Consider the following 24,977-nt stretch of genomic DNA (forward strand, 5'->3'; position numbering starts at 1 on the left):
GGCCGTTGACCGCGCCCACGAAAACGCGTCGAAGGCATGCCTGGCTCGACACCCCCCGACCCGCTTCGTCGAGCGCCGGTCCGCCGGCCGCAACTCTGCATGAGCGAACGTTGCCACCATCACCCGCTGGATCCGCAGAAGTCAACACGGCCCTGACCTGCGGAAACATATGTTTTCGCAGGTCAACCACAGCCTGTGGAGCGCGAGAAAGTGACGAATTATCGAGGAACTTCGGCGTGTCGCCTTCGCGTACTCGTTACGGCACTCATGGAACGACGACTGTACCGCGCGCGGAGGTGGCCAGGAGTGGCTCCCCCAGGATCTCAGCGGCCCCAGGATGGGCCTCGGTCGCGGCTCCTCGAGCCACGACGTACACGGCGAACTCCATCACCCGGGACCGGCTCCCGGCCTTGATCAGCTCGCAGGTGATCTCCAGGACGTCGCCGGCACGCACGGGTGCCTTGAACTGCACGTCGTCGTAGGAGGCGAACAGACCCTCGTCGCCGTCGGTGAGGATGCACATCTCGGTCGCGACGTCGCCGAACAGCCCCAGGCTGTAGGCCCCGTCGACGAGGTTCCCGGCGTAGTGGGCGTGGGAGTAGGGCACGTAGCGGCGGTGGACGACCTTGGTGCCGATCTCAGGGCCGATCTTGGGACTGCTCATGCCGCGGGCTCCTTCGAGGTGGTGCGGTGGACGAGGTAGGAGGCGACCTCGGCAGGGGTGGTGCCGCGGCCGAAGATGCGGTCGACGCCGAGCTCGGAAGTCATCGACTCGTCGAATCGTGGACCACCGGCGACCAGGAGCGGCCGCTCCCCCGCCGGATAGGCCTCCCGGAACGCCGCCGACATCTCCCGGGTGTTGAGCAGGTGCGCGTCACGCTGGGTGACGACCTGGGAGACGAGCACGGCGTCGGCACGCCGGGTGACGGCAGCCTCGACCAGGGAGGGCACCGAGACCTGGGCGCCGAGGTTCACGACCTCGATCTCCTTGTAGTACTCCAGCCCCTTCTCCCCCGCGAACCCCTTGATGTTGAGGATCGCGTCGATCCCGACGGTGTGGGCGTCGGTGCCGATGCAGGCGCCGACGACGACCATCGGGCGCCGCAGCGTCTCCTTGATCACCGCGTTGGCCTCCTTCGGCGTCAGCAGCGGGAAGTCACGCTCGACGACCTGCACCTTGTCGGTGTCGACGAGATGGTTCACCTGCCCGTAGACGACGAAGAAGGTGAAGTCGTCGCCCATCGGCTTGGAGTGGACGACCATCGCCGGCTCCATGCCCATCTTGTTGGCCAGCTGCAGCGCGGCGCCGTCGGCGACCTTGCTGTGCTTGATCGGCAACGTGAAGGAGACCTGCACCATCCCGTCGCCCGTGGTGTCGCCGTACGGCCGGATGATGCTCATTCCTCGCCCTCCAGAATGGTGCTCGCGGGGTTGTAGTACGCCTCGGACTTCACGGCCACGCCCTCGAGGCCCTTGCCGGCGTCGGCGGGGCGCTTCATCAGACCGAAGGTGCCGTCGGCGATCGCGTCGAGGAGCCCGTTGGGCTCGTCGATGATCTTCCCGAGCAGGTCGATCGACTCCCCCAGGACCTCGCGCGCCCGGTTGGCGATGAACCCGTCGGGGGCCGGGTGGAAGTCCTCGCCGAGGCGTCCGGCCGCGTCCATGACGTACCGGACGTTCTGCAGGGCCAGGTCGCGGTCGGAGATCCACGGCGTCACCACCGCCTCGGTCATCATCCCGACCAGCAGGATGCCCTGGTCGGTCATCGCGCCGGCCAGGTTGAAGAACCCGTCGAGCAGGTAGCCCTTGAAGATGTCGCCGGTCATGTGCCGGGTCGGGGGCATCCACTTCAGCGGGGCGTCCGGGAAGATCGTCTTCGCCAGCAGCGCGTGCGCGAGCTCGAGACGGAACGAGTCCGGTACGTCGGGATTGATCTCGAACGCGTGGCCCAGACCCAGCTGCCAGTCCTCGAGACCAGCCTCCTTGGCGAAGTACTCGTTGAGCAGCTGCGAGGTGGTCACCGTGTGCGCCGCCTCGACCGCGTCGGCGGTGGTGAGGTAGTTGTCCTCGCCGGTGTTGATGATGATCCCCGCCCGCGCGTGGATCTGGCGCGAGAGCCGCTGGTCGACGAACGTACGCACCGGGTTGATGTCGCGGAACAGGATCCCGTACATCGAGTCGTTGAGCATCATGTCGAGACGCTCCATGCCCGCCAGCGCGGCGATCTCGGGCATGCACAGGCCGCTCGCGTAGTTGGTGAGCCGCACGTAGCGGCCGAGCTCACGGCTCGTCTCGTCGAGCGCGGCCCGCATCAGCCGGAAGTTCTCCTGGGTCGCGTACGTCCCGGCGAACCCCTCCCGGGTCGCGCCCTCGGGCACGTAGTCGAGCAGCGACTGGCCGGTCGAGCGGATCACCGCGATGATGTCGGCGCCCTCGCGTGCTGCCGCCTGCGCCTGCGGGATGTCCTCGTAGATGTCACCGGTCGCGACGATCAGGTAGATCCACGGCTTGCGAGGTGCGTCTCCGATCTCGGCGATCATCCGCTCGCGCGCCACCCGGCTGGCGTCGAGGCGGGCGATACCGACCCCGACCGCCTCGCGGGCGTGCTTCGCGGCCAGCTCGGCCTCGGCACCCTCGGGCAGGTGGAAGGTCACCTGACCGGCGGCGGCCTCCTCGGCGAGCCGCGAGAGATCGTTGCCGTGGGCGGCCAGCGCCTGCCACACCGGCAGTGCGACGCCGTGCTCCAGCCCGATGTCGGCGCGCACCGCGTCGACCAGGTGGTTCACCCACGGGGTACCGTCCGGGTCGGCGCCGGCGAGCCCGGCCAGCCGCAGCGTGGCTCGCTCGACGGCGACCGTGGTGTGCTTCTTGGCCATCTCGACGATCGGGTCGCCGACCTTGGCGGCCAGCGCGCGGGCCTGGGCAATCGTGCGTGGGTCCAGTTCGAGTCTCACAGTTCCAGTCTTCCTTCGAACAGTGCCCGGACCCCGGCATTGGCGCGGAGAAGATCCAGGGCGTAGGCGGCGTGGCCGGGGACGTAGCCGTTGCCGACGAGCATCGTGACGTCGGCGGCGAGGCCCTCGGCGCCGAGCGCGGCTGCGGAGAAGGAGGTCGCCATCGAGAAGAAGACGACGGTGCCGCTGTCTGCGGTCGAGAGGATGGCTCCACCCTCGCAGCCGGGCACATCCACGCACACCACGGTGACGTCGGCGGGCCCGCCAGCCTTGACGACCGCGTCGCGCAGCGCCACCGGGTTGCGGGCGTCGGCGATCACGACCTCGTCGGCCAAACCCGACTCGCGCAGGCGTTCGGCCTCGGCTTCGGTCGGGACGATGCCGATCAGGTGGCCGGCTCCCGCGTCGCGGGCCGCGGCCAGCGACAGCGATCCTGACTTGCCGCCGCCACCGATCACCGCGACGACGCCACCTGCGTAGCGCTCCGAGACGACTCGCCGGGTCAGTGCCGGGGCACCGCACACGTCCATCACCGACAGCGCGAGCTCGGGAGTGAGGTCGTCGGGCAGGACGGCTGCGATCGAGCGGCCGAAGAGGATGGCGTAGCCGTCGCACGGCACCTGCTCGGAGTCACCGCCCCAGCCGGCGAGCCCGTCCTCGATCACCAACGGCGTCAGGGTCAGCGACACCAGCGTCGCGACCCGGTCCCCGACCTTCAGCCCCAGAGGCGACTCGGGTCCAACCTCATCGACGACACCGACGAGCATGCCGCCCGACCCGGTCACCGGGTTCTGCATCTTGCCGCGCTCGGCGACGATGTCGAGCACCTCGCGGCGCACGGCCTCTCCGTCGCCGTCGTGCACGGACTCGAGCTGCCGGAACGAGGCGGCGTCCAGGTTCAGACGCTCCACCCGGATCCGCACCTCGTCGGGCCACAAGGTCTTGCGGGTGTCGAGTCTCCGGGCGGCCTGGGGCAGCGGCAACGAGCCGCTCACCGGCTCATCGAGCACTCGGTGCAGGCCTGTCGGGTCAGAAGTGGTCATCGTCGTACGCCTCCTTGCGTCCATCTCACGGCGGACCCTACCAGCGGTTGCGGGAAGAATTGCGGCCGATGGTTGCAGATGCCGCAGGATCTCCCGCTATGGTGGAGAACATGACGGCAACCATCGAGCCTACGACCCGAGACGGACAGCCCTACGCCTACCAGCGCGTAGAGCTGGTCGAACCCGACTGGACCCGGTTCCCAGGCTGGGCCGACATCACCGACGAGCAGTGGCGCGACGTGCAGTGGCAGCGCGTCAACTGCATCAAGAACGTCCGCCAGATGCGCGCCCTGATGGGCGACCTCCTCGACGAGCGGTTCTACGCCGACCTCGAGCGCGACATGGCCGAGCGGGCGACGATGTCGATGCTGGTGCCGCCGCAGATGGTCAACACGATGGTGCCCTCGGGCGCGTCGGCCGGCGAAGAGTTCACCGCGGCGTTCTACGCAGACCCGATCCGGCACTACATGATCCCGGTCTTCTCCGACCGCCGCACCGACTGGCCGTCACACCCGCAGGCGAGCCGTGACTCGCTGCACGAGCACGACATGTGGGTCGCCGAGGGGCTGACCCACCGCTACCCGACGAAGGTGCTCGCCGAGCTGCTCTCCACCTGCCCGCAGTACTGCGGCCACTGCACCCGGATGGACCTGGTCGGCAACTCGACCCCGGTCATCGACAAGCTCAAGCTCACCGGCAAGCCGGTCGACCGCCACGAGGCGATGCTCGAGTACCTCCGCAACACCCCGCAGGTGCGCGACGTGGTCGTCTCCGGCGGCGACGTCGCCAACCTGCCCTGGCCGCGGCTGGAGGACTTCCTCACCAAGCTGATGGCGATCGACAACATCCGCGACATCCGGCTGGCCACCAAGGGCCTGATCGGTCTCCCCCAGCACTGGCTCCAGGAGCCGCTCCTGGAGGGGATGAACCGGGTGACCACCATCGCCCGCGAGCGCGGCGTCTCGCTGGCGATCCACACCCACGCCAACCACGCCAACTCGGTCACTCCGCTGGTCGCCGAGGCGTCCAAGGCGCTGCTGGCGGCCGGGGTTCGCGACGTACGCAACCAGGGCGTGTTGCTGGCCGGCGTCAACGCCGACAGCCACAGCCTGCTCGACCTGAGCTTCCGCCTGCTCGACGGCGCGCAGATCATGCCCTACTACTTCTACATGTGCGACATGATCCCGTTCAGCGAGCACTGGCGGGTCTCGGTCGCCGACGCGCAGCGGCTGCAGCACGACATCATGGGCTACCTGCCTGGGTTCGCCACCCCGCGCATCGTGTGCGACGTACCTTTCGTCGGCAAGCGCTGGGTCCACCAGATCGCCGACTACGACACCGAGCGCGGCATCTCCTACTGGACCAAGAACTACCGCACCTCGATCGAGGCCTCGGACTCCGAGGCGCTGACCAGGACCTACGAGTACTACGACCCGATCCACACCCTGCCCGAGTCGGGCCAGGAGTGGTGGCGTACGCACGGGGAGTGACTCGAGCGTGACTGGGACCCGGCGCTGTGGCGCCGGGTCTCAGTGCGTCATGGTGGGGCGGTTCTCGTAGTAGGTGTACATCGCGATCGTGGTGCGCGTGGACACGTTGGCGACCGAGCGGATCCGGCCGAGCAGCTCCTCGAGCGCCTCGGGCGTGGCGACGCGCACCTTGAGCATGTAGGACTCGACACCTGCGATGGACCAGCAGGCCTCGACCTCGTGGAGGTCGGCCACCCGCTCAGGGGTGTCGTCGGGCTGGGAGGGGTCCATGGGCTGCACCGCCACGAACGCGGTCAGCGGCACGCCGATCGCGGCGTAGTTGACGGTGGCGCCGTAGCCGGTGATCAGACCACGCTGCTCGAGCCGCTTGACGCGCTGATGCACCGCCGAGGTCGACAGGCCGGTCGCCTTGCCCAGGTCTGTGTAGGACATCCGACCGTCCTCCGCGAGAAGTTGGAGGATTTTACGGTCGGTGGCCTCGATCTCAGGTGCAGTCACGGCGACAGCGTACCCACAACAGCAATATCTCCGCCGTAACGTCCAAAAAAGTGGTTGCTGTAGAAAGATTTCCGGTCGCCGCGTTCGACAATAGCCGGGCGCCAGAGTCTCATCGCGGCCGGCGGCGCGTACCGATTCACGGATCAGGCTCACCCTCTGTCTCAGCGGATAGTGTGCACAGCGTGGCTGAACCTCGAATGCTCCTGCTGGACACCGCGTCGCTCTACTTCCGCGCCTTCTTCGGCGTACCCGACATCCGAGCCGAGGACGGCACTCCGGTCAACGCCGTCCGCGGCCTGTTGGAGTTCATCTCCCGGCTGGTCAACGACTACTCCCCCACCGACCTGGTGTGCTGCTGGGACAACGACTGGCGCCCGCATTGGCGGGTCGACCTGATCCCCTCCTACAAGGCGCACCGGGTGGTCGAGGAGCTCGAGACCGCCCCCGACGTCGAGGAGGTGCCCGACCCGCTGCAGGTCCAGGTGCCGATCATCCGCGAGGTGCTCGCCGCGGCCGGGATCTGCGTCATCGGCGCCGACGGCTACGAGGCCGACGACGTGATCGGCACCCTCGCGACCGACGCCGGGATGCCGGTCGATGTCGTCACCGGCGACCGCGACCTCTTCCAGCTCGTCGATGACGCTGCCGGCGTACGCATCCTCTACCCGACCCGAGGGGTGACCGACCCGGATCTGGTCGACGAGAAGTGGGTGCTCGCCAAGTACGGCATCAGCGCCGCGCAGTACGCCGACTTCGCCACGATGCGTGGCGACACCTCCGACGGGTTGCCGGGGGTGAAGGGCGTCGGCGAGAAGACCGCCGCCAAGCTGCTCGAGCAGTACGGGGACCTCGAGGGGATCGTGGCCGCCGTCGCCGACCCGACCACGCCGATCACCAAGGCGCAGCGGCAGAAGTTCATCGACGCCGTCGAGTATCTGGCGGTCGCGCCGAAGGTCGTGGCGGTCGCTCGGGACATCCCGCTGGACCGCACCGGCACCGCTCTGCCGAGCGCTCCGGCCGACCCGGCACGCCTGCACGAGCTCGCCGCGACCTACAACCTGGCCTCCCCCGTCGCCCGCCTGGAAGCCGCGCTCGCGCGGGTGTGACACAGGTCTCCACAACTCCATTCAGAAAGTTTGTAGAAACGGCATCATCAGCCGCGTACGTCTCCGTCTCCTTGGCAAGACCACCAAGAAGGAGCGGACGAATGAGCGACATCAAGCACCCGGCAGTGCAGCAGGACATCAAGATCTCGTGCCTCGACCCGTGGGGCCGGACCGTGGAGGTGCCGACGACCCTCGGCTACCGCGAGAACGACCCGTACGCAGTGAGCCTGACCTTCCACTCCGGCGCCGGTGACGTCGAGTGGGTCGTGTCCCGCACGCTGATGCTGCAGGGCCTGGCCGCCCCCGCCGGTGAGGGCGACGTGAAGATCTACCCCAGCATCGACGAGGACGCGAAGGCCGTCGCCGTCTTCGACTTCAGCTCCCCCGACGGCCGCCTGATCGCGACCGCCGACTCGCGCGAGGTGCAGACGTTCCTCGGCAAGTCCTTCTCGGCCGTCCCGGTCGGCTCCGAGAGCCAGCACCTGGATCTCGACGCGCTGATCGCAGACCTGCTGGGCAGCTCGTTCGACGCTGAGTAGGCACTCCGCCCGCCTGCTCATTCGTTCACGAACCCTCCCGTCCCGGATTCTCCGGGGCTGGAGGGTTCGCTCTTTCGCTGGCCGGAAGCAATTCCTCGCCGTTGCCACGTCAACTGTGGTAGTGATGTGCGTCACCCGCATCCTCTCGGAGGTCACAGTGCTGCCAGCTTTCCTTTCTCGCGAGCGAACCGTGGCCGGCCCCGGCTTCAGTCGCTGGCTCATCCCGCCCGCCGCCCTCGCCGTCCACCTCTGCATCGGCCAGGTGTACGCCACCAGCGTCTACAAGACCGCCCTGGTCGAGCACTTCGACACGAGCCAGACCGCGATCGGGGTGATCTTCTCGATCGCGATCGTGATGCTCGGCCTCTCGGCCGCGGTGATGGGCACCTGGGTAGACCGCAACGGACCGCGGGCGGCGATGACCGCGGCCGCGATCTTCTGGTCCTCCGGCTTCTTCGTCGGCGCCCTCGGCATCGGCACCGGCCAGCTGTGGTTGGTCTACCTCGGCTACGGCGTCATCGGCGGCATCGGACTCGGGATCGGCTACATCTCCCCCGTCTCCACGCTGATCAAATGGTTCCCGGACCGCCCGGGCCTGGCCACCGGCATGGCGATCATGGGCTTCGGCGGGGGCGCGATGATCGCCAGCCCGCTGAGCGGCCGGCTGCTCGCGCTCTACGACCCGTCCTACACAGGTGACGCCAGCACCGTCCCAGACGGCCACGCGGTGATGATGCTGTTCCTCACCCTCGGCGTGGTCTACCTGGTCTTCATGTCCTTCGGCGCGGCCACCGTCCGCGTACCCCCCGAGGGCTGGACGCCGGCGGGCTGGGACCCGGCCAGCGTGAAGCAGAAGAAGCTCGTCACCACGGCGAGCGTCTCGGCCAACAACGCGATCAGGACCCGGTCGTTCTGGCTGGTGTGGATCGTCCTCTTCTGCAACGTCACCGCCGGTATCGGCATCCTCGAGCAAGCGGCGCCGATGATCCAGGACTTCTTCCGCACCGACGGGGTCTCCTCCGTCAGCGCGGTCGCGGCCGGCGGCTTCGTCGGGCTGCTCTCCATCGCCAACATGAGCGGCCGGTTCATCTGGTCCTCGACCTCCGACGTCATCGGTCGCAAGCCGATCTACATGATGTATCTCGGGGTCGGACTGGTGCTCTATCTCCTGTTGGCGACCATCGGGGACACCTCGATGGCTCTGTTCGTGCTGCTCGCCGTCGTGATCCTGTCCTTCTACGGCGGCGGCTTCGCCACCGTCCCCGCCTACCTGCGGGACCTCTTCGGCACCTTCCAGGTCGGCGCCATCCACGGCCGGCTGCTGACCGCCTGGTCGGCCGCCGGCATCGCCGGGCCGCTCATCATCAACGCCTTCCTCGACGCGCAGGGTGAACCCGGCACGCTCACCGCGGCCGCCTACCGGCCCGCGCTGTTGACCATGGTCGGCGTCCTCGCGGTCGGCTTCATCGCCAACCTGCTGGTGCACCAGGTCCCCGACCGGTTCCACGAGCCCAAGTCCGCCGACTCCACCGAGACCGAGAGGAGCGCAGCATGAACGCCAAGATCGCAGGTGCCTGGGCCCTGGTCGGGATCCCGCTGGCCTACGGAGTCATCGAGACGCTGCGCCGCGCGGCACAGCTCTTCACGGGCTGAGCTCGGCGTCAGTCAGGTCAGAGGCCGAGCAGGCTCGGCTCGTTCGTACGCCACGCCTCCTGCGCCGCCCGGGTGACCGGGCCGTGCGGGAGCGTGCGCGTGCCCCACTCCGCCACAGCCTGGACGTCGCGCAGGCTGGAGGTGAGGAAGACCTCCGAGGCGTACTCCTCGACCTCCGCCAGCGGCTCGTCGGTCTCCTCGGCACCGAACCACTCCAGCACCAGGGCGCGAGTGATCCCGGCCAGCGGGCCGCTGGAGAGCCTCGGAGTCTTGAGTGCGCCGTCGAGCACGTAGAAGATGTTGCTCCCGGTGCCCTCGCACAGATCGCCCACGGTGTTGGCGAAGATCGCCTCGCTGGCCCCGTGCTTACGGGCCTCGGCGAGGGCGATGACGTTCTCGGCGTACGACGTCGTCTTCAGGCCCGTCGTCGCACCGTGCTCGTTGCGGCGCCACGGCACGCTGACGACCTTGGTCTCGGTCGGGTTGGGCTCCGCGTCCTCGAGGCCGATGATGATCGTGGGCGCCACGTCCGCACGCCCGGACCCGAACGGGGCCGGCCCGCCCGTGACGGTGATCCGCAGCCGTCCGTACGCAGTCGGGGCTGCGCCCAGCACTGCCTCCACACCCTTGGTGATGAGCGAGCGGTCGGGGGTGGGTAGACCGAGGCCGCTCGCGGAGCGCTCGAGGCGGTCGAGGTGGAGGGCGAGCGCGAACGGCTGGTCCTTGATCACCTTGAGCGTCTCGAAGACGCCGTCGCCGACCACCAGACCGTGGTCTCTGATGGAGACCGCCGGGGCGGCCGGGTTGTCGAGAAGCTGACCATCGATCCACGCGCGCATGCGGCAACTCTAAAACGTCCCTGGTCAGAGCCGGGAAAGCGCGCCGGTGTGGTCGTCGAGATGACAGGTGAATGACACGCAGGTGACCCCGGATTTGGCCTCGGGCAGCGGCTCCGATAATGTTCTTCTCGTCGCCAAGGGCACGGGAAACCGGGCCTGAAGCAGCAAGCGGACGTAGCTCAGTTGGTAGAGCGCAACCTTGCCAAGGTTGAGGTCGCGAGTTCGAGCCTCGTCGTCCGCTCGGAGTAGGTCTCCACCGGAGGCATTGCCTCCAGCGGTGGGTTGGCCGAGAGGCGAGGCAACGGACTGCAAATCCGTGTACACGGGTTCAAATCCCGTACCCACCTCGAAGCACCACCCTGATATAAACTGAATAACCCCGGACGATTGGCGCAGCGGTAGCGCGCTTCCTTGACACGGAAGAGGTCACTGGTTCAAACCCAGTATCGTCCACCACCAGAACCGGCCCCTGAACTGCGGAAACGCAGATCGGGGGCCGGTTCGATTTGGTTGATTCGAAAGTGCGTTCGACGCTGCCTGACAAAGTGCCTGACTAGGCTCTGGCTTCACGCTCGACCAGTGGTCCAGCGGTCCTCGACTCAGCAACGCCATTCAGGAGCAGCAGTGACCCAGCATCGAGTGCGGAATCTGAAGAGCCAGGAGGAGGCCGTTCTTGCCGTTGGGGTCGCAGAGGCCGTCGGCGCCACCGCTGTTGAGAATGACGTCGCCGGCCGACAAGGCGTTGTTGACGCGCTGCTCAGGTACCCAGACGGCCGGTGCGCCGCGTTGGAGGTGACCAGCCATGCCGGAGACGGGATCCGGCAGCGCAACGGCGAACTGGCAAAGCGCGGTTCCAAACTGATCTCGCCTGGACAGTGGACGTGGACGGCTCAGTTCATATCGGTTCGCCACCTACCTGAGTTTGAGGAGCGCGTGTCGCGGCTTGTCCTGCATTGTGAGTCTGCCGGGATCACTGACCCCAACCGACTCCAGTCGTGGGAGGTGGAGGACGGCTCGGACCTCGCCTGGCTGCTGACGACGGACATCAAACTCTGGGGACACCCCAAGCGGTCCCGGCCAGGCAAGATCTTCCTCCTTCCCGCGTCCATCTGGGGGTTTCCCCGACGGTATCGCCGACGCCTTACCTGACGCGTTGGGCGCCGTCCTCGATGAGCCCAATCAGAAGGCGCATGTTGCGAAACTTGCGCGCAGCGGACACGTCGAGCGACATCTCTGCCTTCTGCTGCTCGACGGCGGATTGCCCAGCAGCATCGAGGTAGGGCTATTCGGCCGGATTGATGCTCTCGATGTCGATCCGCCGCGACTGCCGGCTGGGCTCACCCATCTCTGGTTCCTATCCGGGTACAGCGGGACGCTCATCGGTGTCACTCCTAACGGATGGCAATTCGCCGATGTGCCGTCGGAAGCGGTGTTGCGGAGTACGTCGGACTACTTCGCATGATTGGCGTCCACGCGCTCGGCTCCTAACTAGCTTCCGGGTGCCCGTCCACGTCTGGGTTGCCGAATACAGCATCCATTGCCCAGGCCAGTATCGCCCTCCACTAAGTATCCGCCTCCTGAACTGCAGAAACGCATCCTTGATCACCAGCGCCGACAACCCCGGAGACACGACCCCTCACCCGCCCGTATTCAAATCAGGGGACATCGTCGACGCCACGATCGCCCCAGACCGACTGTCCCCTAGCGTTCGAGTTTGTCGCGTGCATGCAAAGCGACTTGTCTCCCCTGCAGGAAATGAAGGAGGACTCCTGATGACAGACTCGGCCTGGTTCGTGCTCACGGTTGCCGTCGTCAGTGGGGCTGGAGGCTTCGCCGGATCGTGGCTCAGTACATGGATGTCGCTACGTTCGCAGGCGCGTATTCGACAGCATGAGCAACAGCAACGGGATGGGGCCGTCGTAGGTGCCGTCCACGACTATCTCGACGTTGCTGATCCACGAAGCCTCGCTGGAGTCGGGACAGCAGACCCTGATTATCGCACTCAGGAGCTTCGTGACCTCGAATGGAGACACGGAGAGCTTCGTCTACAGCTTCAAGTTCTGGCTGCGGGTCATCCTGATGTTGAGGTATCCGACACTGCTCGCGATCTCGCGACGGCGATCCACAACTCCTTCTCATCGACAGCGATAGCTGTTCGCGACGGTGGCACCCCGAACGATAGGACTTTGCTGGACACCGCTGCGAGTGACCATGCAGCCACTCGGAAGCTGGCCGAGGAGCTCTCCGACAAGACCAGGCGATGGGCCAACAGCTGGTAGGACTGACTTGGGACTGTGCTCAATGGGTCGGGCGCGGATCCTTTGGCCTCTGAGGTTAGCCAATCTGAAGCGCCCCAGGTTGTCGGCCGCGAACGGTCGTGGCAGTCGATCTTCGACCCGTCAACGTGGGTCGAGTCGTAGACGGCGCTTCGTGGGTCCCAGCGCGCTACATCCAGGCCACGACCCACCGGATCACGCTGGACGCGGTCACCCGCGCTGTTCGCCTGCCTTGAGGCCCCGTTGGACGGCCTCGACGATTGCGCCCCACGGCAGTTTCTGGTCCGGTGGCATCTGGCGGGGTGGGTGGAGGGGCCAGACGTCGGGGCCTTCGATGAGGTCGACGCCGGCGCGGCGTAGGGCTGCCACGTGGGAGGGCCAGGCGGGGTGCCCGGCGTGGGCGGCGTTGATGAGCGGGAAGAGCACGACCGGAACGGTGGTGAGGTTTTCGGTGACGACGGTGAGGGCCTGGTTGTCGGCCAGGCCGAGGGCGATCTTGGCGGTGCTGTTGAAGGTCGCGGGGGCGACGACGATGGCGTCGAGCTGCGCCGGGTGCGTGCGCGGCTCCCAGGGGAGCCGGCTCGGCCCGCGTACCGGGAAGCCGGTGGCGGCCTCGATCCGCGCGGCCTCGCCGTTCGCGCGCAGCCAGGTGAAGGCTGTCGGCGTCAGGGTCACCGGCACTTGGTGGCCGGCATCCACCAGCGGGGTGATCAGCTCGTCACAGAGGTCCTCCACACCGCCTGCAGCGCAGGCGATGACTCCGATGATGGCCACGCCGAGAGCGTACGCGACGTGATCAGTCGATCAGGCCGGCCTCACGCGCCATCCGGACGGCGTGGACGCGGTTGTTGGCGTTGAGCTTGCGGGTGGCGCTCTTGAGGTAGGACTTCACCGTGCTCTCCACGATCCCGAGGGCCTCGGCGGCCTGCCGGTTGCTGTTCCCGAGCGCCACCTGGCGCAGGACGTCGAGCTCGCGGGCGGCCAGGCGTACGGCCGGAGCGAGCTGAGCCGGCTGCTTCTCCCCTGGTGCGGCGGTGAGCCGGAGGACCATGGCCTCGAGGCGGCTGCGGACCTCGGGGTCGACCACCTGGCCGGCCAGGTCGGTGAGCTCGGCCGCCATCTCCCGGCGTTCGGCGAGGTCGCGCTTCGCGGCCGCCTCGTCCGGGCGAGGAGCCCGGCTCGGCGCAGGCGCCAGCCGGGAGAGCCGGTTGCGGACCTCGTCGTCGATCAGGATCTCGCGCTCGAGGGTGCGGATCAGCGGACGCAGCGAGTCGAACCAGACGCCGCCGAGACCGAGCCGCGAGCGGGAGGCGAGGTAGATGAGCATCCGCGGGGCCCGGTCGACCATGATCGGCAGGGCGGCGACGGTCTGGATCTGCTCCTGAGCGACGGCGGTGTCGTAGAGATGGGTGATCCCGCGAGCGGTGTAGTAGTGGTCGACCGAGCCGGGCTGACGGGTCTGCAGGGTCTTGCCGCCCAGGCCCTCCCCGTTGACGACCCGCAGGCCGCGCAGCGAGACGCCCTTCGCGCCACAGGTCGCGGTGATGTCGATGGCCGTGCCGTCACCGCGCACCGGGCCACCGAAGGCGAGGTCCAGCCCCGACGCGGTCCGGAAGGAGGCCAGCGTCTGGGCGATCCGGGACCCGTCGTACGGCGCCTCTGGGGCGATGGCGGTGGTGCTCATGACGTTGAGCGTAAGTGACGACCATCACAGGCAACAAGAGGCGTACCCCCTCTTTCGAGGGCACTCGTCCGGGGGTATCGGACAGATGGTGGCGGTCCCACACTCGGTTCACCAATCCGAGTAGGAGGCACGATCATGGCCCAAATCGCGGCTGACCGAGCCGAGGTCGACGGGCGCACCATGCGCCGCGTCGCGACGGCGTCACTGACCGGCACCACCATCGAGTTCTACGACTTCCTCATCTACGGGCTCGCGGCAGCCCTCGTCTTCAATGCCGTCTTCTTCCCGTCCATGGGCGGCCCCGAGGGCACCTTGGCCTCGATCGCGACCTTCGGCGTCGCGTTCGTCTTCCGACCATTGGGAGCGATCCTCTTCGGCCACTACGGCGACCGGATCGGCCGCAAGGCCACACTGATCACCACCCTGATGATCATGGGCACCTCGACGTTCGCGATCGGCCTGCTCCCGAGCGTGGAGTCGATCGGCAAGGGCGCCGTCGTGATCCTCGTTCTGCTGCGCGCGCTACAGGGCATCGCGCTCGGCGGAGAGTGGGCGGGCGCCGCACTCCTCACCACCGAGTACGCCGCCCGCGGACAGCGCGGGCGCTACAGCATGTTCCCGCAGCTCGGCCCCAGCCTGGGGCTGATCCTCGCCGCCGCAGCCATGCTCACCACCTTCCGCCTGATGGAGCCCGCGGCGTTCGCGGCCTGGGGCTGGCGGATCCCGTTCCTGGCCAGCGCCGTCCTCATCGCGGTCGGGCTCTGGGTCCGGCTGAAGATCGCCGAGACGCCGTCGTTCAAGAAGGTCCAGTCGGCAGGCACCCGCAGCGCGCTGCCGTTCGTCGGCTGCATCCGTGACCAGTGGCGGCAGGTGCTGCTCAGCGGCGGGATCATGGCGGTCGTCTTCGGCGCCTTCTACACCGGCGCCAGCTTCATGGTCGCGCACGCGGTCGGCACCCTCGGCCTGAGCATGAGTCAGGCCCTGCTCGGCGTCATCGTCGCGGCGTTCGCGATGAGCGTGACGGTGATCGCCTCCGCGTGGCTCTCCGACGTTCTCGGCCGCCGTGTGGTCCTGCTCATCGGCGCCGCCTTCGGCCTCGTCGCCGGCCCGCTGTCCTTCGCCATCATGGAGCCCGGCAGCTTCGCGAGTTTCGCCCTCGGCAACAGCCTGATGCTGTGCGTACTCGGTCTCAACTACGGTCCGATCGCGGCATTCCTGCCAGAGATGTTCCAGGCGAAGTACCGCTACACGGGAGCCGGTCTGGGCTACAACATCGCGGGTATCCTCGGCGGCGCCGTCCCGCTGGTCATCGCCGAGGATCTGCTGGCCCGGTGGGGCACCGACGGAATCGCGTACTTCCTCAGCGCCCTGGCTGTGCTGAGCATCGGCTGCCTGCTGGTGGCCAAGGAGACCAGCGGCGTGGAGCTCGACGCGGAGCCCGCACTCGCCTGATCCGGCACCCGCTCACCCTCCTTCGGGGGTGTGGCTGCCACCACGGTCTCGGTCATGCTCGCGGCATGACCGAGACCTCATCCATCACCGCTTCGTCGGCCCGTGGCGACATCGACGTTCCGCTGCTCGAGGAGACGATCGGAGCCAACTTCGAGCGCACCGTCGCCCGCCACGGAGACCGTGAGGCGCTCGTCGAGATCGCCACCGGACGACGTTGGACCTACGCCGAGCTGGACGCCGACGTGGACGCCCTCGCGGTCGGCCTCCGAAAGGCGGGCATCGGCAAGGGCGACCGCGTCGGCATCTGGGCTCCGAACTGCGCCGAGTGGACGATGGTCCAGTTCGCCACGGCCAAGATCGGCGCGATCCTGGTCAACATCAACCCCGCCTACCGCACGCACGAGCTCGCCTACGCGCTCAACCAGTCCGGGGTGCGGCTGCTGATCAGCGCGACGGAGTTCAAGAGCAGCGACTACGTCTCGCTCGTCGGCGAGGTGGCAGGCGACTGCGGCGCGCTGGAGCAGACCGTCTTCCTGGGTACGCCGCAGTGGGATGCGCTGCTGGCCGCCGGCCGTGGTGAGCGGCTGGCCGACCACGTCGATTACACGCTCGACCCGAACGATGCGATCAACATCCAGTACACCTCCGGGACCACGGGGTTCCCGAAGGGTGCGACGCTGTCGCACCGCAACATCTTGAACAACGGCTTCTTCGTCACCGAGACGATCCACTTCACCGAGCAGGACCGGCTCTGCATCCCGGTCCCCTTCTACCACTGCTTCGGGATGGTGATGGCCAACCTCGGCTGCACCACCCACGGCGCGACGATGGTCATCCCGGGCCCGGGCTTCGACCCGGCCACGACGCTGCAGACGGTCCAGGACGAGAGGTGCACTGCGCTGTACGGTGTGCCGACGATGTTCATCGCGATGCAGAACGACCCGGGGTTCGCCTCCTACGACCTCTCGACGCTGCGTACCGGGATCATGGCCGGCGCGCTGTGCCCGATCGAGGTCATGAAGCGGTGCGTCAGCGAGATGCACATGAGCGAGGTCGCGATCGCGTACGGGATGACCGAGACCTCGCCGGTCTCCTGCCAGACCCGCACCGACGACGATCTCGAGCGGCGTACCGAGACGATCGGCCGGGCCGCCCCGCACGTCGAGATCAAGATCGTCGACCCGGCCACGGGCGAGGTGGTGCCGCGCGGTACGGCGGGCGAGTTCTGCACTCGCGGCTACTCGGTGATGCTGGGCTACTGGGACGATGAGACGAAGACGGCCGACGCGATCGACGCCGACGGCTGGATGCACACCGGCGACCTGGCCGTGATGCGCGAGGACGGCTACTGCGTGGTGGTGGGCAGGATCAAGGACATGGTGATCCGTGGTGGCGAGAACATCTACCCGCGCGAGATCGAGGAGTTCCTCTTCACCCATCCCGACATCGCCGAGGCGCAGGTCGTGGGTGTTCCGGACGAGAGGTACGGCGAAGAGCTCTGCGCCTGGATCCGGATGCGACCCGGCGCCGAGCCGCTGGACGCCGAGGCCGTCCGCGCCTTCGCCAGCGGCAAGCTCGCCCACTACAAGGCACCGCGCTACGTGCTGCTCGTCGAGGAGTTCCCGATGACCGTGACCGGCAAGGTCCGCAAGATCGACATGCGCGAGCAGAGCGTCGCGCTGCTCGGCCTCTGAGCCGCTGATGAGCTATTGGCACCGGACCGGTCAACACACCTTCACCCCGACCGAGCACGTCGGCGGCGCCTGGGACCTGGACACACAGCACATCGCCACTCTGCTGGGCGTGCTCGCCCACGAGGTCGAACGGGACCGCGACGCCCGCCGCGACGACGGGCTCCAGATCACCCGGCTCGGCTACGACATCCTCGGCACCGTCCCGCTCGAGCCGGTCGACGTCGAGGTCACCGTGCTCCGCGCCGGGCGCACCATCGAGCTCGTCGAGGCTAGAGCCTGCCATGGCGGCCGGCCCGTCGTACTCCTGCGTGCCTGGCTGACCGCCGGCTACCCGACCGCGGAGCTCGAGGGCACCCGGCACCTGCCGATGTCCGCACCGGACGAGGTGCCGGCTTGGGACATGACCACGCTGTGGGACGGGGGCTTCATCGCCTCGGTCGAGGTGCGGCGCCATGACCTCGGCCCGGGGCGGGCGCAGTCCTGGGTGCGTACGGCTCACCCCCTCGTCGCCGACGAGGTGAGCCGGCTGGCGCAGGTCGCAGGGCTGCTCGACATCACCAACGGCGTCGCCGTCCGGGTCGACCCGAAGGTCGTCAGCTTTCCCAACCTCGACCTGACCGCGCACCTGTTCCGTGCTCCTGCTCCCGGGTGGTTGGGGCTCGACACGACCGTCTCGTTCGGCCCGGAGGGTGCCGGCGTGACCACGTCCGTGCTCCATGACGAGCAGGGCGCCTTCGGCATCAGTACGCAGTGCCTGACCGTCCGTCCCTGATGGACGGTCAGGCACCCCGGTGGTTTCAGATGCGGGTGAAGAAGTCCTCGTAGCGGTGCTCCCCCGGTGGCCGCTGGTCGACGACCTCCTGCTCGCGGCTCCGGAGCTCGACGCGCCGGATCTTGCCCGAGATCGTCTTGGGCAGGTCGAAGAACTCCAGGCGCCGCACCCGTAGGTAGGGCGGCAGGTGGTCGCGGGCGAACTCGAGGATGGCCCGGGCGGTCTCGGCGGTCGGCTCGTGGCCGGCAGTGAGGGAGACGTACGCCTTGGGGACCGCGAGCCGCACCGGGTCCGGGGCCGGCACGACCGCCGCCTCGGCCACCGCGGGATGCTCGATCAGGACCGACTCCAGCTCGAAGGGCGAGACCTTGTAGTCGGAGGCCTTGAAGACGTCGTCGGTGCGGCCGACGTAGGTGATGTAGCCCTCCTCGTCGCGGCTGGCGACGTCGCCGGTGTGGAAGAAGCCACCGCGCATCGCCTCAGCGGTGCGCTTCTCGTCATCACGGTATTCGGTCATCAGCGTGGCAGGTCGCGACGAGAGATCCAGGCCCAGATCGAGGCACAGCTCGCCCTCGCCCGGGCCCTCGATCACGGTTCCCTCGATCGGGTCGACCAGCACGACCGGCACACCGGGCAACGGCCGGCCCATCGAGCCCGGACGTACCGGCTGACCCGGGCTGTTGGCGACCGTCGCGGTCATCTCGGTCTGCCCGAAGCCGTCGCGGATGGTCAGGCCCCACGCCTGGTCGACCTGGCTGATCACCTCGGGGTTGAGCGGCTCACCGGCACTGATCGCCTCGCGCAGCGAGCCACAGCCACCGGAGAGGTCGGCCTGGATGAGCATCCGCCACACCGTCGGCGGAGCGCACATGCTGGTGACGTGCTCCTCGCGGATCCGCTGCAGCAGCGTGGCCGCCTCGAAGCGCGCGTAGTTGAGGACGAAGACGGTCGCGCCGGCGAGCCAGGGAGCGAAGAAGTTCGACCAGGCGTGCTTGGCCCACCCGGGGCTGGAGATGTTCATGTGGACGTCGCCGGGGCGCAGACCGAGCCAGTACATCGTCGACAGGTGTCCCACCGGGTAGGTGTAGTGGGTGTGCTCGACCAGCTTCGGGCGGCTGGTGGTGCCGCTGGTGAAGTAGAGGAGCAGCGCGTCAGTGGTGGCGTTGCCGGGGTGCTCGAGCGGCACCTGCGCCTCGGCGGCGGCCGCGGCGTAGTCGTTCCAACCCTCCCGCTCCCCCGCGCTGAGCCCAACGCCGATCCGTACGTAGTCGCCCGGGACGCCGTCGAACTTGTCCGCGTCCTCGGCGTTGCACACCACGGCCTTCGCCCGGCCCCGGGCGAGCCGGTCGACCAGTTCGGCGGTGCCGACCGCGGTCGTCGTCGGCATCAGTACCGCGCCGACCTTCATCGCCGCGAGCATCGTCTCCCACAGCTCGACCTGGTTGCCCAGCATGACGACCACGCTGTCGCCCACCCCGACGCCGAGACGCCGAAGGTAGCGGGCCACCGCGTCCGAGCGACGCGCCAGCTCGTCGAAGGAGTACGCAGCCCGCGACCCGTCCGACTCGGCGATGACCAGCGCCGGAGCGTCGTTGCCCCGAGCCATCGGGTCGAACCAGTCGTGGGCGAAGTTGAAGCTCGCCCCGACGTCGGGCCAGCGGAAGGTGTCGAGCGCCTCGGCGTAGTCCAGGCGCTGGGCGATCAGCGCGTCCCGGGCGGCGAGCAGGGCGTCGGTCGAGGTCGATCGGGTCATGGCGGTCATCATCGTCGCGAGGCCGACACCTGCCCTACCCCCGGAAGAGGGGGCTAAGGCTTCAGTCCACCGACGATCACGGTCGGCTCGACGTCGACGGGGAAGTTCACGCTGCTCGCGATGAAGCAGTCCAGGTGGGCCTGGTGGTGGGCGGAGGTCGCCGCCTCGATCATGGAAGCGTCTCCGACGGTGACGACGGGGTGCAGCACGGCCCGGGTGAACCGGCCTCCGGTCCCCTGCGTCTCCATGGTGGCGGTCGCGGCGTCGTGGTAGTCGATGACGACGACGCCCACCGTCACCGCCTGGTGCAGGTAGGAGAGCATGTGGCACTGCGCCAGCGAGGTCAGCAGCAGCTGCTCGGGGTTGTGCCGGCTCGCGTCGCCGCGGAAGGTCGGATCGGAGGAGCCCAGGATGTCGGGCAGGCCCTCGATGCGTACGACGTGGTCTCGGGCGTAGTCGCGGTAGCCGCTCGTCCCGGTGCCTCGGTTGCCCGTCCATTCCACCGAGACCGTGTAGTCATGGGTCAGAGCCATGCGCACACCTTAGTGCCGGTGTCACCCAGGACGGGTGACGCGTCACTCCGCCCGCGAACGCATCCTGAGGACTCAGTCGTACGACGAATCGAGAGATCCATGGGGAAAGCCAGGTGGCGTCCGATCTGGACCTTCAGCGGCCTGCTGGTCGCCTACTACGCTTTTCCTCTGCGGTGGACAGACTCGGTGCTGGCCGTCGGCACGAGCTTGCTGGTCACAGTGGGGGCACTTTCACTCGTCGGGACGGTGATGGTCAAAGAGCTCGGCTCCGTCCGCAGGGGTGGACCGGGCCGCAGCCTGCGGGTGCTGGCCATGTTGCTGATCGTGCTGGTGATGGCGTCATCGCTGACCTTCTTCCTGCTCGATCAGATTCGTCCTGACGAGATCACCGGCCTGGATACGCGCACCGATGCCCTCTACTTCACCTTGAGCACGATGACGACGGTCGGGTACGGCGATGTCCACGCCGAGGGTCAGATCGCGCGGGCGATGGTGTGCGTGATGATCGTCTTCAACATCGTGGTGGTGGCGTCGCTCGTCCGAGCCCAGACTCGTTCCCAGACTCCCCCCGCTCCACCGAGACCGTGAAGTCAGTGGTCGTGGTCGGCGGGGTGCAGCTGGGTGCCGGTCACACCGCAGTGCGCGCAGGTCTCGATGTGCACCCGATGCTCGTCGGGCTCGGAGCCGGCGGCGAGCGGGCGGCGTACGAACACCGCGGAGAGTGCCGCGCCGAGGATCAGGAGGGCCGCGTTGATGACCATCGCCATGCCATAGCCCTCGTCGAAGGTCTGCGGGTCGGTGTAGTCGGCGCCGGCGATCCCGACCGCCGCTGGGATGACCGCGACGGCCAGCAGCCCGGCGGTCCGGGCCACCGCGTTGTTGACGCCCGAGGCGATCCCGGCATGCCGGTCGTCAGCGGCATCGAGCACGGTGGCGGTCAGCGGCGAGACCAGCAGCGTCAGCCCGATGGCGAAGAGCAGGACAGGCGCCAGCACGTCGCCGACGTACGACGCCTCCGGGCCGATCTGCCCCATCCAGAGGGCGCCGCCGGCCGCTAGCAGCGGCCCGAGGGTCATCGGCAGGCGCGGACCGATGCGCTGCGCCAGCGCGCCGGCACGCGACGAGAAGAGCAACATCACCACGGTGACCGGCAGCAGCGCGGATCCCGCGGCGATGGGCGACCAGCCGCTGACGACCTGGAGCTGCAGGACGAGGAACACGAAGATGACACCGAGCGCCGCGTACACGAGCAGGGTGACGGCGTTGGCCGCGCTGAACTGGGGATTGCGGAACAGCTCGAGCGGGACCAACGGGTGGGTCGAGCGGGCCTCGACGACGACGAAGGCGACCAGGCATGCGATGCCGGCTGCGGCGGTCAGCGCCACGGAGCCGTTGAACCCGACGTCGCCCGCCCGGGTCAGCCCGAAGGTGAGTACGCCGAGCCCGGTCGCGGCGAGCAGGGTGCCGGTCAGGTCGAGCCGGCCGGCGGCGTCCGGGTCTCGGCTCTCCGGGACGTGGCGCAGGGCGACGATGACGATGAGCACCGCGACCGGCACGTTGATGAGGAAGACCAGCCGCCAGTCGATCTCGACCAGCCAGCCGCCGACGAGCGGTCCGACCGCAGCCGCGATGCCGCTGAGACCCGACCAGGCGCCCACGGCCGCGGACCGGTCGTCGACATGGAACGACGCGGCGATGATCGCCAGGCTCCCCGGTGTCAGCAGCGCGCCGCCGACCCCTTGCAGCGCCCGTGCGGCGATCAGCAGCTCGATGTTGGGAGCGAGCCCGCACAGCAGTGACGCGACGGCGAACCACACCACGCCGACGAGGAAGACCCGGCGCCGTCCGAAGCGGTCGCCGAGGGAACCGCCGAGGAGAATCAGGGACGCGAGGCTCAGGGTGTACGCGTTGACCGTCCACTGCAGACCGGAGAAGCTCGCGTCGAGGTCGTCGCCGATACGGCCGAGGGCGACGTTGACGACGGTCGAGTCGAGCATCGCCAGGCCAGAGCCCAGCACGGTCGTCGCCAGCACCCAGCGGCCGCGGGCGGTACCCAGCCGGAGAGGAGCCCGATCACTCGTGGATTCCTTCATGATCGGGCTCCTCCCTCGATGACAGAGACGCGGTGCGAGCAGTATCCCAGTCAGGGGGCGGTCAGGGCTGGTCCGCCACCCACGTACGCAGCCCGGGCCCGTGCTGGTCGAGGGTGGGCGGCGCGGCGTGGTCGGTGGGAGTCACCTCCGACCCGTCGGTGAAGAACCGCAGCGGCGGTCCGGGGAGGGTCAGGTGGCCGAGGGTGGAGTGGTCGACGTCGATCAGCAGACCCTGGCTGGCGGTCTGCTCCCAGGCGTAGACCTCGTCGAGGGAGCGCACCTTGCCGGCCGGGACGCCGGCCTCGGCGAGCTTGGCGAGCAGGTCCTCGGCCGGCCAGGGCGCGAAGAGCGTCTCGACGAGCTCGACGACCTTCTCGCGGTTGGCCGCCCGCTCGGGGTTGGTGGCCATCCCCTCGAGGTCGGGTGAGATGTCGAAGGCGGTGCAGAACCTCCGCCACAGTCCCTCGCTCCCGACCGCGATCTGCACGGTCCCGTCGGCGCAGCGGAACAGGCCGTACGGGGAGATGCTCGGGTGATGGTTCCCCTGGGCGCGGCCGACCTCGCCTGCCACGGTCCAGCGGGTGCCCTGGAAACCGTGGACGCCGACGACGGCGGAGAGCAGCGAGGTGCGTACGACCGTGCCGTGGCCGGTGCGGTCGCGCTCGTGCAGAGCGGCGAGCACACCGTAGGCGCCGTACATCCCGGCGAGCAGGTCGGCGATGGGCGTGCCGACCCGTTGGGGGTCGTCGGGACCCGATCCGGTGAGCGACATCAGCCCGGCCTCGCCCTGCGCGATCTGGTCGTAGCCGGATCGACCGCCCTCGGGGCCGTCGTGGCCGAACCCGGTGATCGAGAGCACGACGAGGCGCGGGTTGCGGGCCTGGAGCTCGTCGATGCCGAGCCCGAGCCGGTCCAGGACGCCGGTGCGGAAGTTCTCGATGAGCACGTCGGCCCGGTCGACCAGGCGCAGCAGCACGTCCTTGTCGTCGGTGTCCTTGAGGTCGAGGGTGATCGACTCCTTGTTGCGGTTGGCGGAGAGGAAGTACGTCGCCTCCCGCTGCCCCTCCTCCCCCACGAACGGCGGTCCCCAGCCCCGGGTGTCGTCGCCGTGCCCGGGTGCCTCCACCTTGATCACGCGGGCACCGAGGTCGCCCATCATCATCGCGGCGTGCGGCCCGGCCAGGGCGCGGGAGAGGTCGAGGACGACGACGTCGTCGAGCGGTCCACGCATGCCCGTCACCAGCCCGGGAGGACCATGGTGGCCCAGACCAGGAGGGGACCGACGAGCACCACGATGACGCTGTAGCCGAGGATCTGCTTGTAATAGCGCTCCTCGGTGATGGTGTCGGGCCGGTTGGCCAGCATCAACGCTCCGTTGGTGGAGAACGGGCTCACGTCGACGATGGTCGAGGAGATCGCCAGCGCGGCCACGAACATGGCGGCGTCGATCCCGCCCTCGGCGATCAGCGGCACCGAGATCGGGATGATGATCGGAAGCAGTGCCGTCGAGGAGGCGAACGCGGAGACGACCGCGCCGACGTAGCAGAGGATGAGCGCGCCGATGGCCGCGACACCCAGGCTCGCCGCCCAGCCCCCCACGAACTCCGGCGATCCGGCGGTGTTGAGGATCGTGGCGTACGTCGAGACGCCGGCGACCAGGAGGACCGTCGGCCAGGCGATCTGGCGGATGGCGTCCTTGTGCTGGCTCGGCGAGAGCGCCGCGAGGATGGTCGCCGCGGTGATCGAGGCGAAGCCGATGTTCTTGTCGAAGAACAGGGCGACGGCCGCGACGATCACGAAGGCGGCGAGGGTCAGGACCTGCTCGGTGCGGATGCCGGGCTTGGTCCCGGTCGGGGCGAGGGTGCCGTAACCGCGCGCCGGGACGGTCACGCCGCCCTCGTGCAGATCACCTGGTACGCCGGCGGCGGCGCCGGCCGCCTCGTCCGGGTCGAGCCGCATGCTCATCAGCGATCGCCCGCCGAGGGCGAAGAACAGGATGGTCGCCATGATCAGGTTGACCACGAGGCTGGCCACGAAGATCGTCATCTCGCTGGCGGGGAGGCCGTTGTCGACCATGACCGAGTTGGTGATCGTGCCGTAGATGCTGATCGGCGAGAAGCCACCGCCCTGGGCACCGTGCACGACGAACATGCCCATCATCAGCGGGTTGATCTTGTAGCGGCCCGCGAACCCGAGCGCCACCGGCCCGATGATCGCGCAGGCCGCCGGGCTGGCGGCTCCCATGGCGGTCAACAGCGCGGTCACGCCGAACATCACCCACGGGATCAGGGCGACCCTGCCGCCCACCGCGCGTACGGCACTGCTGACGATCAGGTCGACCGTGCCGTTGTTCCTCGCGATCGCGAACAGATAGGTCACGCCTATCAGCGTCAGGATCAGGTCGGCACTGACTCCGGCCAGGATCTCCTTCTCATCGAGGTTCAGCGCGAACATCCCGACGAGCCACGCTGCGACGTACGCGAGCGCTCCCATGTTGATCGGCAGCAACGTGCCTGCCACGAACAAGGCGACCAGCGCGATGATCGCCACCCATTCCGGTCCCATCGGACTTCCCTTCTGTCTGGCCCCCGTCTGGCA

At 68.4% G+C, this 24,977-nt stretch carries 23 protein-coding genes and 3 tRNA genes; 12 read left to right on the forward strand and 14 right to left on the reverse strand.

The window, feature by feature from the left end; genetic code table 11:
- Positions 1-265: 265 nt before the first annotated feature.
- Genes OG801_RS00150 through OG801_RS00165 form a run of 4 tightly spaced genes read right to left on the reverse strand, consistent with a single transcriptional unit; the run spans position 266 to position 3,997 of the window.
- Positions 266-664, reverse strand: coding sequence for a hotdog fold domain-containing protein (locus OG801_RS00150; RefSeq protein WP_355019976.1), 399 nt, complete (start codon positions 662-664; stop codon positions 266-268).
- A complete protein-coding gene (locus OG801_RS00155; protein WP_355231425.1) occupies positions 661-1,401 on the reverse strand; it encodes an OAM dimerization domain-containing protein in 741 nt (246 codons plus the stop codon). Before OG801_RS00155 ends, OG801_RS00150 begins: the two co-directional genes overlap by 4 nt.
- Positions 1,398-2,954: a lysine 5,6-aminomutase subunit alpha gene (locus tag OG801_RS00160; RefSeq protein ID WP_406032737.1), complete on the reverse strand. Its 1,557-nt coding sequence runs from the start codon at positions 2,952-2,954 to the stop codon at positions 1,398-1,400. The genes OG801_RS00155 and OG801_RS00160 overlap by 4 nt, the downstream gene beginning before the upstream one ends.
- Complete coding sequence (locus tag OG801_RS00165) at positions 2,951-3,997, reverse strand: L-erythro-3,5-diaminohexanoate dehydrogenase (RefSeq protein ID WP_406032739.1); 1,047 nt, start codon at positions 3,995-3,997, stop codon at positions 2,951-2,953. The genes OG801_RS00160 and OG801_RS00165 overlap by 4 nt, the downstream gene beginning before the upstream one ends.
- Before the next feature lie 110 nt (positions 3,998-4,107).
- Between OG801_RS00165 and OG801_RS00170 the strand changes: the two genes are divergently transcribed.
- Positions 4,108-5,487, forward strand: coding sequence for a lysine 2,3-aminomutase (locus tag OG801_RS00170; RefSeq protein WP_355019980.1), 1,380 nt, complete (start codon positions 4,108-4,110; stop codon positions 5,485-5,487).
- Positions 5,488-5,526: 39 nt separating this feature from the next.
- Here OG801_RS00170 and OG801_RS00175 read toward each other — a convergent pair whose 3' ends face one another.
- The gene (locus OG801_RS00175) at positions 5,527-5,970 is read right to left on the reverse strand and encodes an Lrp/AsnC family transcriptional regulator (RefSeq protein ID WP_355020057.1); all 444 of its coding nucleotides are present in this window, start codon (positions 5,968-5,970) and stop codon (positions 5,527-5,529) included.
- 212 nt (positions 5,971-6,182) lie between these two features.
- Here OG801_RS00175 and OG801_RS00180 point away from each other — a divergent pair, with 212 nt between their 5' ends.
- The 3 genes from OG801_RS00180 to OG801_RS00190 all read left to right on the forward strand — a co-directional run bounded on the left by OG801_RS00180 (position 6,183) and on the right by OG801_RS00190 (position 9,185).
- On the forward strand, positions 6,183-7,091 hold the full coding sequence (locus tag OG801_RS00180) for a 5'-3' exonuclease H3TH domain-containing protein (RefSeq protein ID WP_406036321.1): 909 nt from the start codon (positions 6,183-6,185) through the stop codon (positions 7,089-7,091).
- Between the two features lie 101 nt (positions 7,092-7,192).
- Positions 7,193-7,630 carry an SsgA family sporulation/cell division regulator gene (locus OG801_RS00185; RefSeq protein ID WP_355019981.1) on the forward strand — a complete coding sequence of 146 codons (438 nt, stop codon included), beginning with the start codon at positions 7,193-7,195 and terminating at the stop codon, positions 7,628-7,630.
- Positions 7,631-7,754: 124 nt separating this feature from the next.
- The gene (locus OG801_RS00190; protein ID WP_406032742.1) at positions 7,755-9,185 is read left to right on the forward strand and encodes an OFA family MFS transporter; all 1,431 of its coding nucleotides are present in this window, start codon (positions 7,755-7,757) and stop codon (positions 9,183-9,185) included.
- Between the two features lie 115 nt (positions 9,186-9,300).
- On the opposite strand, the gene OG801_RS00195 is transcribed toward OG801_RS00190, so the two are convergent.
- Complete coding sequence (locus tag OG801_RS00195) at positions 9,301-10,122, reverse strand: aminotransferase class IV (RefSeq protein ID WP_406032744.1); 822 nt, start codon at positions 10,120-10,122, stop codon at positions 9,301-9,303.
- Positions 10,123-10,290: 168 nt separating this feature from the next.
- On the opposite strand from OG801_RS00195, the gene OG801_RS00200 reads away from it, so the two are divergent.
- The 3 genes from OG801_RS00200 to OG801_RS00210 all read left to right on the forward strand — a co-directional run bounded on the left by OG801_RS00200 (position 10,291) and on the right by OG801_RS00210 (position 10,578).
- Positions 10,291-10,363, forward strand: a tRNA-Gly gene (locus OG801_RS00200).
- Positions 10,364-10,398: 35 nt separating this feature from the next.
- Positions 10,399-10,469, forward strand: a tRNA-Cys gene (locus OG801_RS00205).
- A 34-nt stretch (positions 10,470-10,503) separates the two neighbouring features.
- Positions 10,504-10,578 (forward strand) — tRNA-Val (locus tag OG801_RS00210).
- A gap of 156 nt (positions 10,579-10,734) precedes the next feature.
- Here OG801_RS00210 and OG801_RS00215 read toward each other — a convergent pair.
- Positions 10,735-10,926 carry a hypothetical protein gene (locus tag OG801_RS00215; RefSeq protein ID WP_406032745.1) on the reverse strand — a complete coding sequence of 64 codons (192 nt, stop codon included), beginning with the start codon at positions 10,924-10,926 and terminating at the stop codon, positions 10,735-10,737.
- A 349-nt stretch (positions 10,927-11,275) separates the two neighbouring features.
- Here OG801_RS00215 and OG801_RS00220 point away from each other — a divergent pair, with 349 nt between their 5' ends.
- A complete protein-coding gene (locus tag OG801_RS00220) occupies positions 11,276-11,584 on the forward strand; it encodes a hypothetical protein (RefSeq protein ID WP_406032747.1) in 309 nt (102 codons plus the stop codon).
- Between the two features lie 1,024 nt (positions 11,585-12,608).
- On the opposite strand, the gene OG801_RS00225 is transcribed toward OG801_RS00220, so the two are convergent.
- Both OG801_RS00225 and OG801_RS00230 read right to left on the reverse strand, forming a co-directional pair.
- Positions 12,609-13,172 carry a flavoprotein gene (locus tag OG801_RS00225; protein WP_406032749.1) on the reverse strand — a complete coding sequence of 188 codons (564 nt, stop codon included), beginning with the start codon at positions 13,170-13,172 and terminating at the stop codon, positions 12,609-12,611.
- A gap of 22 nt (positions 13,173-13,194) precedes the next feature.
- Entirely contained in the window at positions 13,195-14,082 is an 888-nt protein-coding gene (locus tag OG801_RS00230; RefSeq protein ID WP_406032751.1) for a response regulator transcription factor, read from the reverse strand.
- Between the two features lie 135 nt (positions 14,083-14,217).
- Between OG801_RS00230 and OG801_RS00235 the strand changes: the two genes are divergently transcribed.
- The 3 genes from OG801_RS00235 (at position 14,218) to OG801_RS00245 (ending at position 18,000) form a co-directional block, all read left to right on the forward strand.
- Positions 14,218-15,534 (forward strand): MFS transporter, encoded by a 1,317-nt coding sequence (locus tag OG801_RS00235; RefSeq protein ID WP_406032753.1) that lies wholly within the window; start codon positions 14,218-14,220, stop codon positions 15,532-15,534.
- Between the two features lie 65 nt (positions 15,535-15,599).
- The gene (locus OG801_RS00240) at positions 15,600-17,228 is read left to right on the forward strand and encodes an AMP-binding protein (RefSeq protein WP_406032755.1); all 1,629 of its coding nucleotides are present in this window, start codon (positions 15,600-15,602) and stop codon (positions 17,226-17,228) included.
- A gap of 7 nt (positions 17,229-17,235) precedes the next feature.
- Positions 17,236-18,000, forward strand: coding sequence for a thioesterase family protein (locus OG801_RS00245; RefSeq protein WP_406032756.1), 765 nt, complete (start codon positions 17,236-17,238; stop codon positions 17,998-18,000).
- 25 nt (positions 18,001-18,025) lie between these two features.
- Here OG801_RS00245 and OG801_RS00250 read toward each other — a convergent pair whose 3' ends face one another.
- Both OG801_RS00250 and OG801_RS00255 read right to left on the reverse strand, forming a co-directional pair.
- Entirely contained in the window at positions 18,026-19,753 is a 1,728-nt protein-coding gene (locus tag OG801_RS00250) for an AMP-binding protein (RefSeq protein ID WP_406032758.1), read from the reverse strand.
- 53 nt (positions 19,754-19,806) lie between these two features.
- Positions 19,807-20,286: an OsmC family protein gene (locus tag OG801_RS00255; RefSeq protein WP_406032760.1), complete on the reverse strand. Its 480-nt coding sequence runs from the start codon at positions 20,284-20,286 to the stop codon at positions 19,807-19,809.
- A gap of 186 nt (positions 20,287-20,472) precedes the next feature.
- On the opposite strand from OG801_RS00255, the gene OG801_RS00260 reads away from it, so the two are divergent.
- The gene (locus tag OG801_RS00260; protein WP_355020027.1) at positions 20,473-20,874 is read left to right on the forward strand and encodes an ion channel; all 402 of its coding nucleotides are present in this window, start codon (positions 20,473-20,475) and stop codon (positions 20,872-20,874) included.
- A 2-nt stretch (positions 20,875-20,876) separates the two neighbouring features.
- Here OG801_RS00260 and OG801_RS00265 read toward each other — a convergent pair whose 3' ends face one another.
- The 3 genes from OG801_RS00265 to OG801_RS00275 all read right to left on the reverse strand — a co-directional run bounded on the left by OG801_RS00265 (position 20,877) and on the right by OG801_RS00275 (position 24,944).
- Positions 20,877-22,379, reverse strand: coding sequence for an MFS transporter (locus OG801_RS00265; RefSeq protein ID WP_406032763.1), 1,503 nt, complete (start codon positions 22,377-22,379; stop codon positions 20,877-20,879).
- 61 nt (positions 22,380-22,440) lie between these two features.
- Positions 22,441-23,610 carry a CaiB/BaiF CoA transferase family protein gene (locus tag OG801_RS00270; RefSeq protein ID WP_406032765.1) on the reverse strand — a complete coding sequence of 390 codons (1,170 nt, stop codon included), beginning with the start codon at positions 23,608-23,610 and terminating at the stop codon, positions 22,441-22,443.
- 5 nt (positions 23,611-23,615) lie between these two features.
- Positions 23,616-24,944 (reverse strand): SLC13 family permease, encoded by a 1,329-nt coding sequence (locus tag OG801_RS00275; RefSeq protein ID WP_406032766.1) that lies wholly within the window; start codon positions 24,942-24,944, stop codon positions 23,616-23,618.
- Positions 24,945-24,977: the final 33 nt, after the last annotated feature.

Source organism: Nocardioides sp. NBC_00163 (genome assembly GCF_045206295.1).
Taxonomy (GTDB): domain Bacteria; phylum Actinomycetota; class Actinomycetes; order Propionibacteriales; family Nocardioidaceae; genus Nocardioides.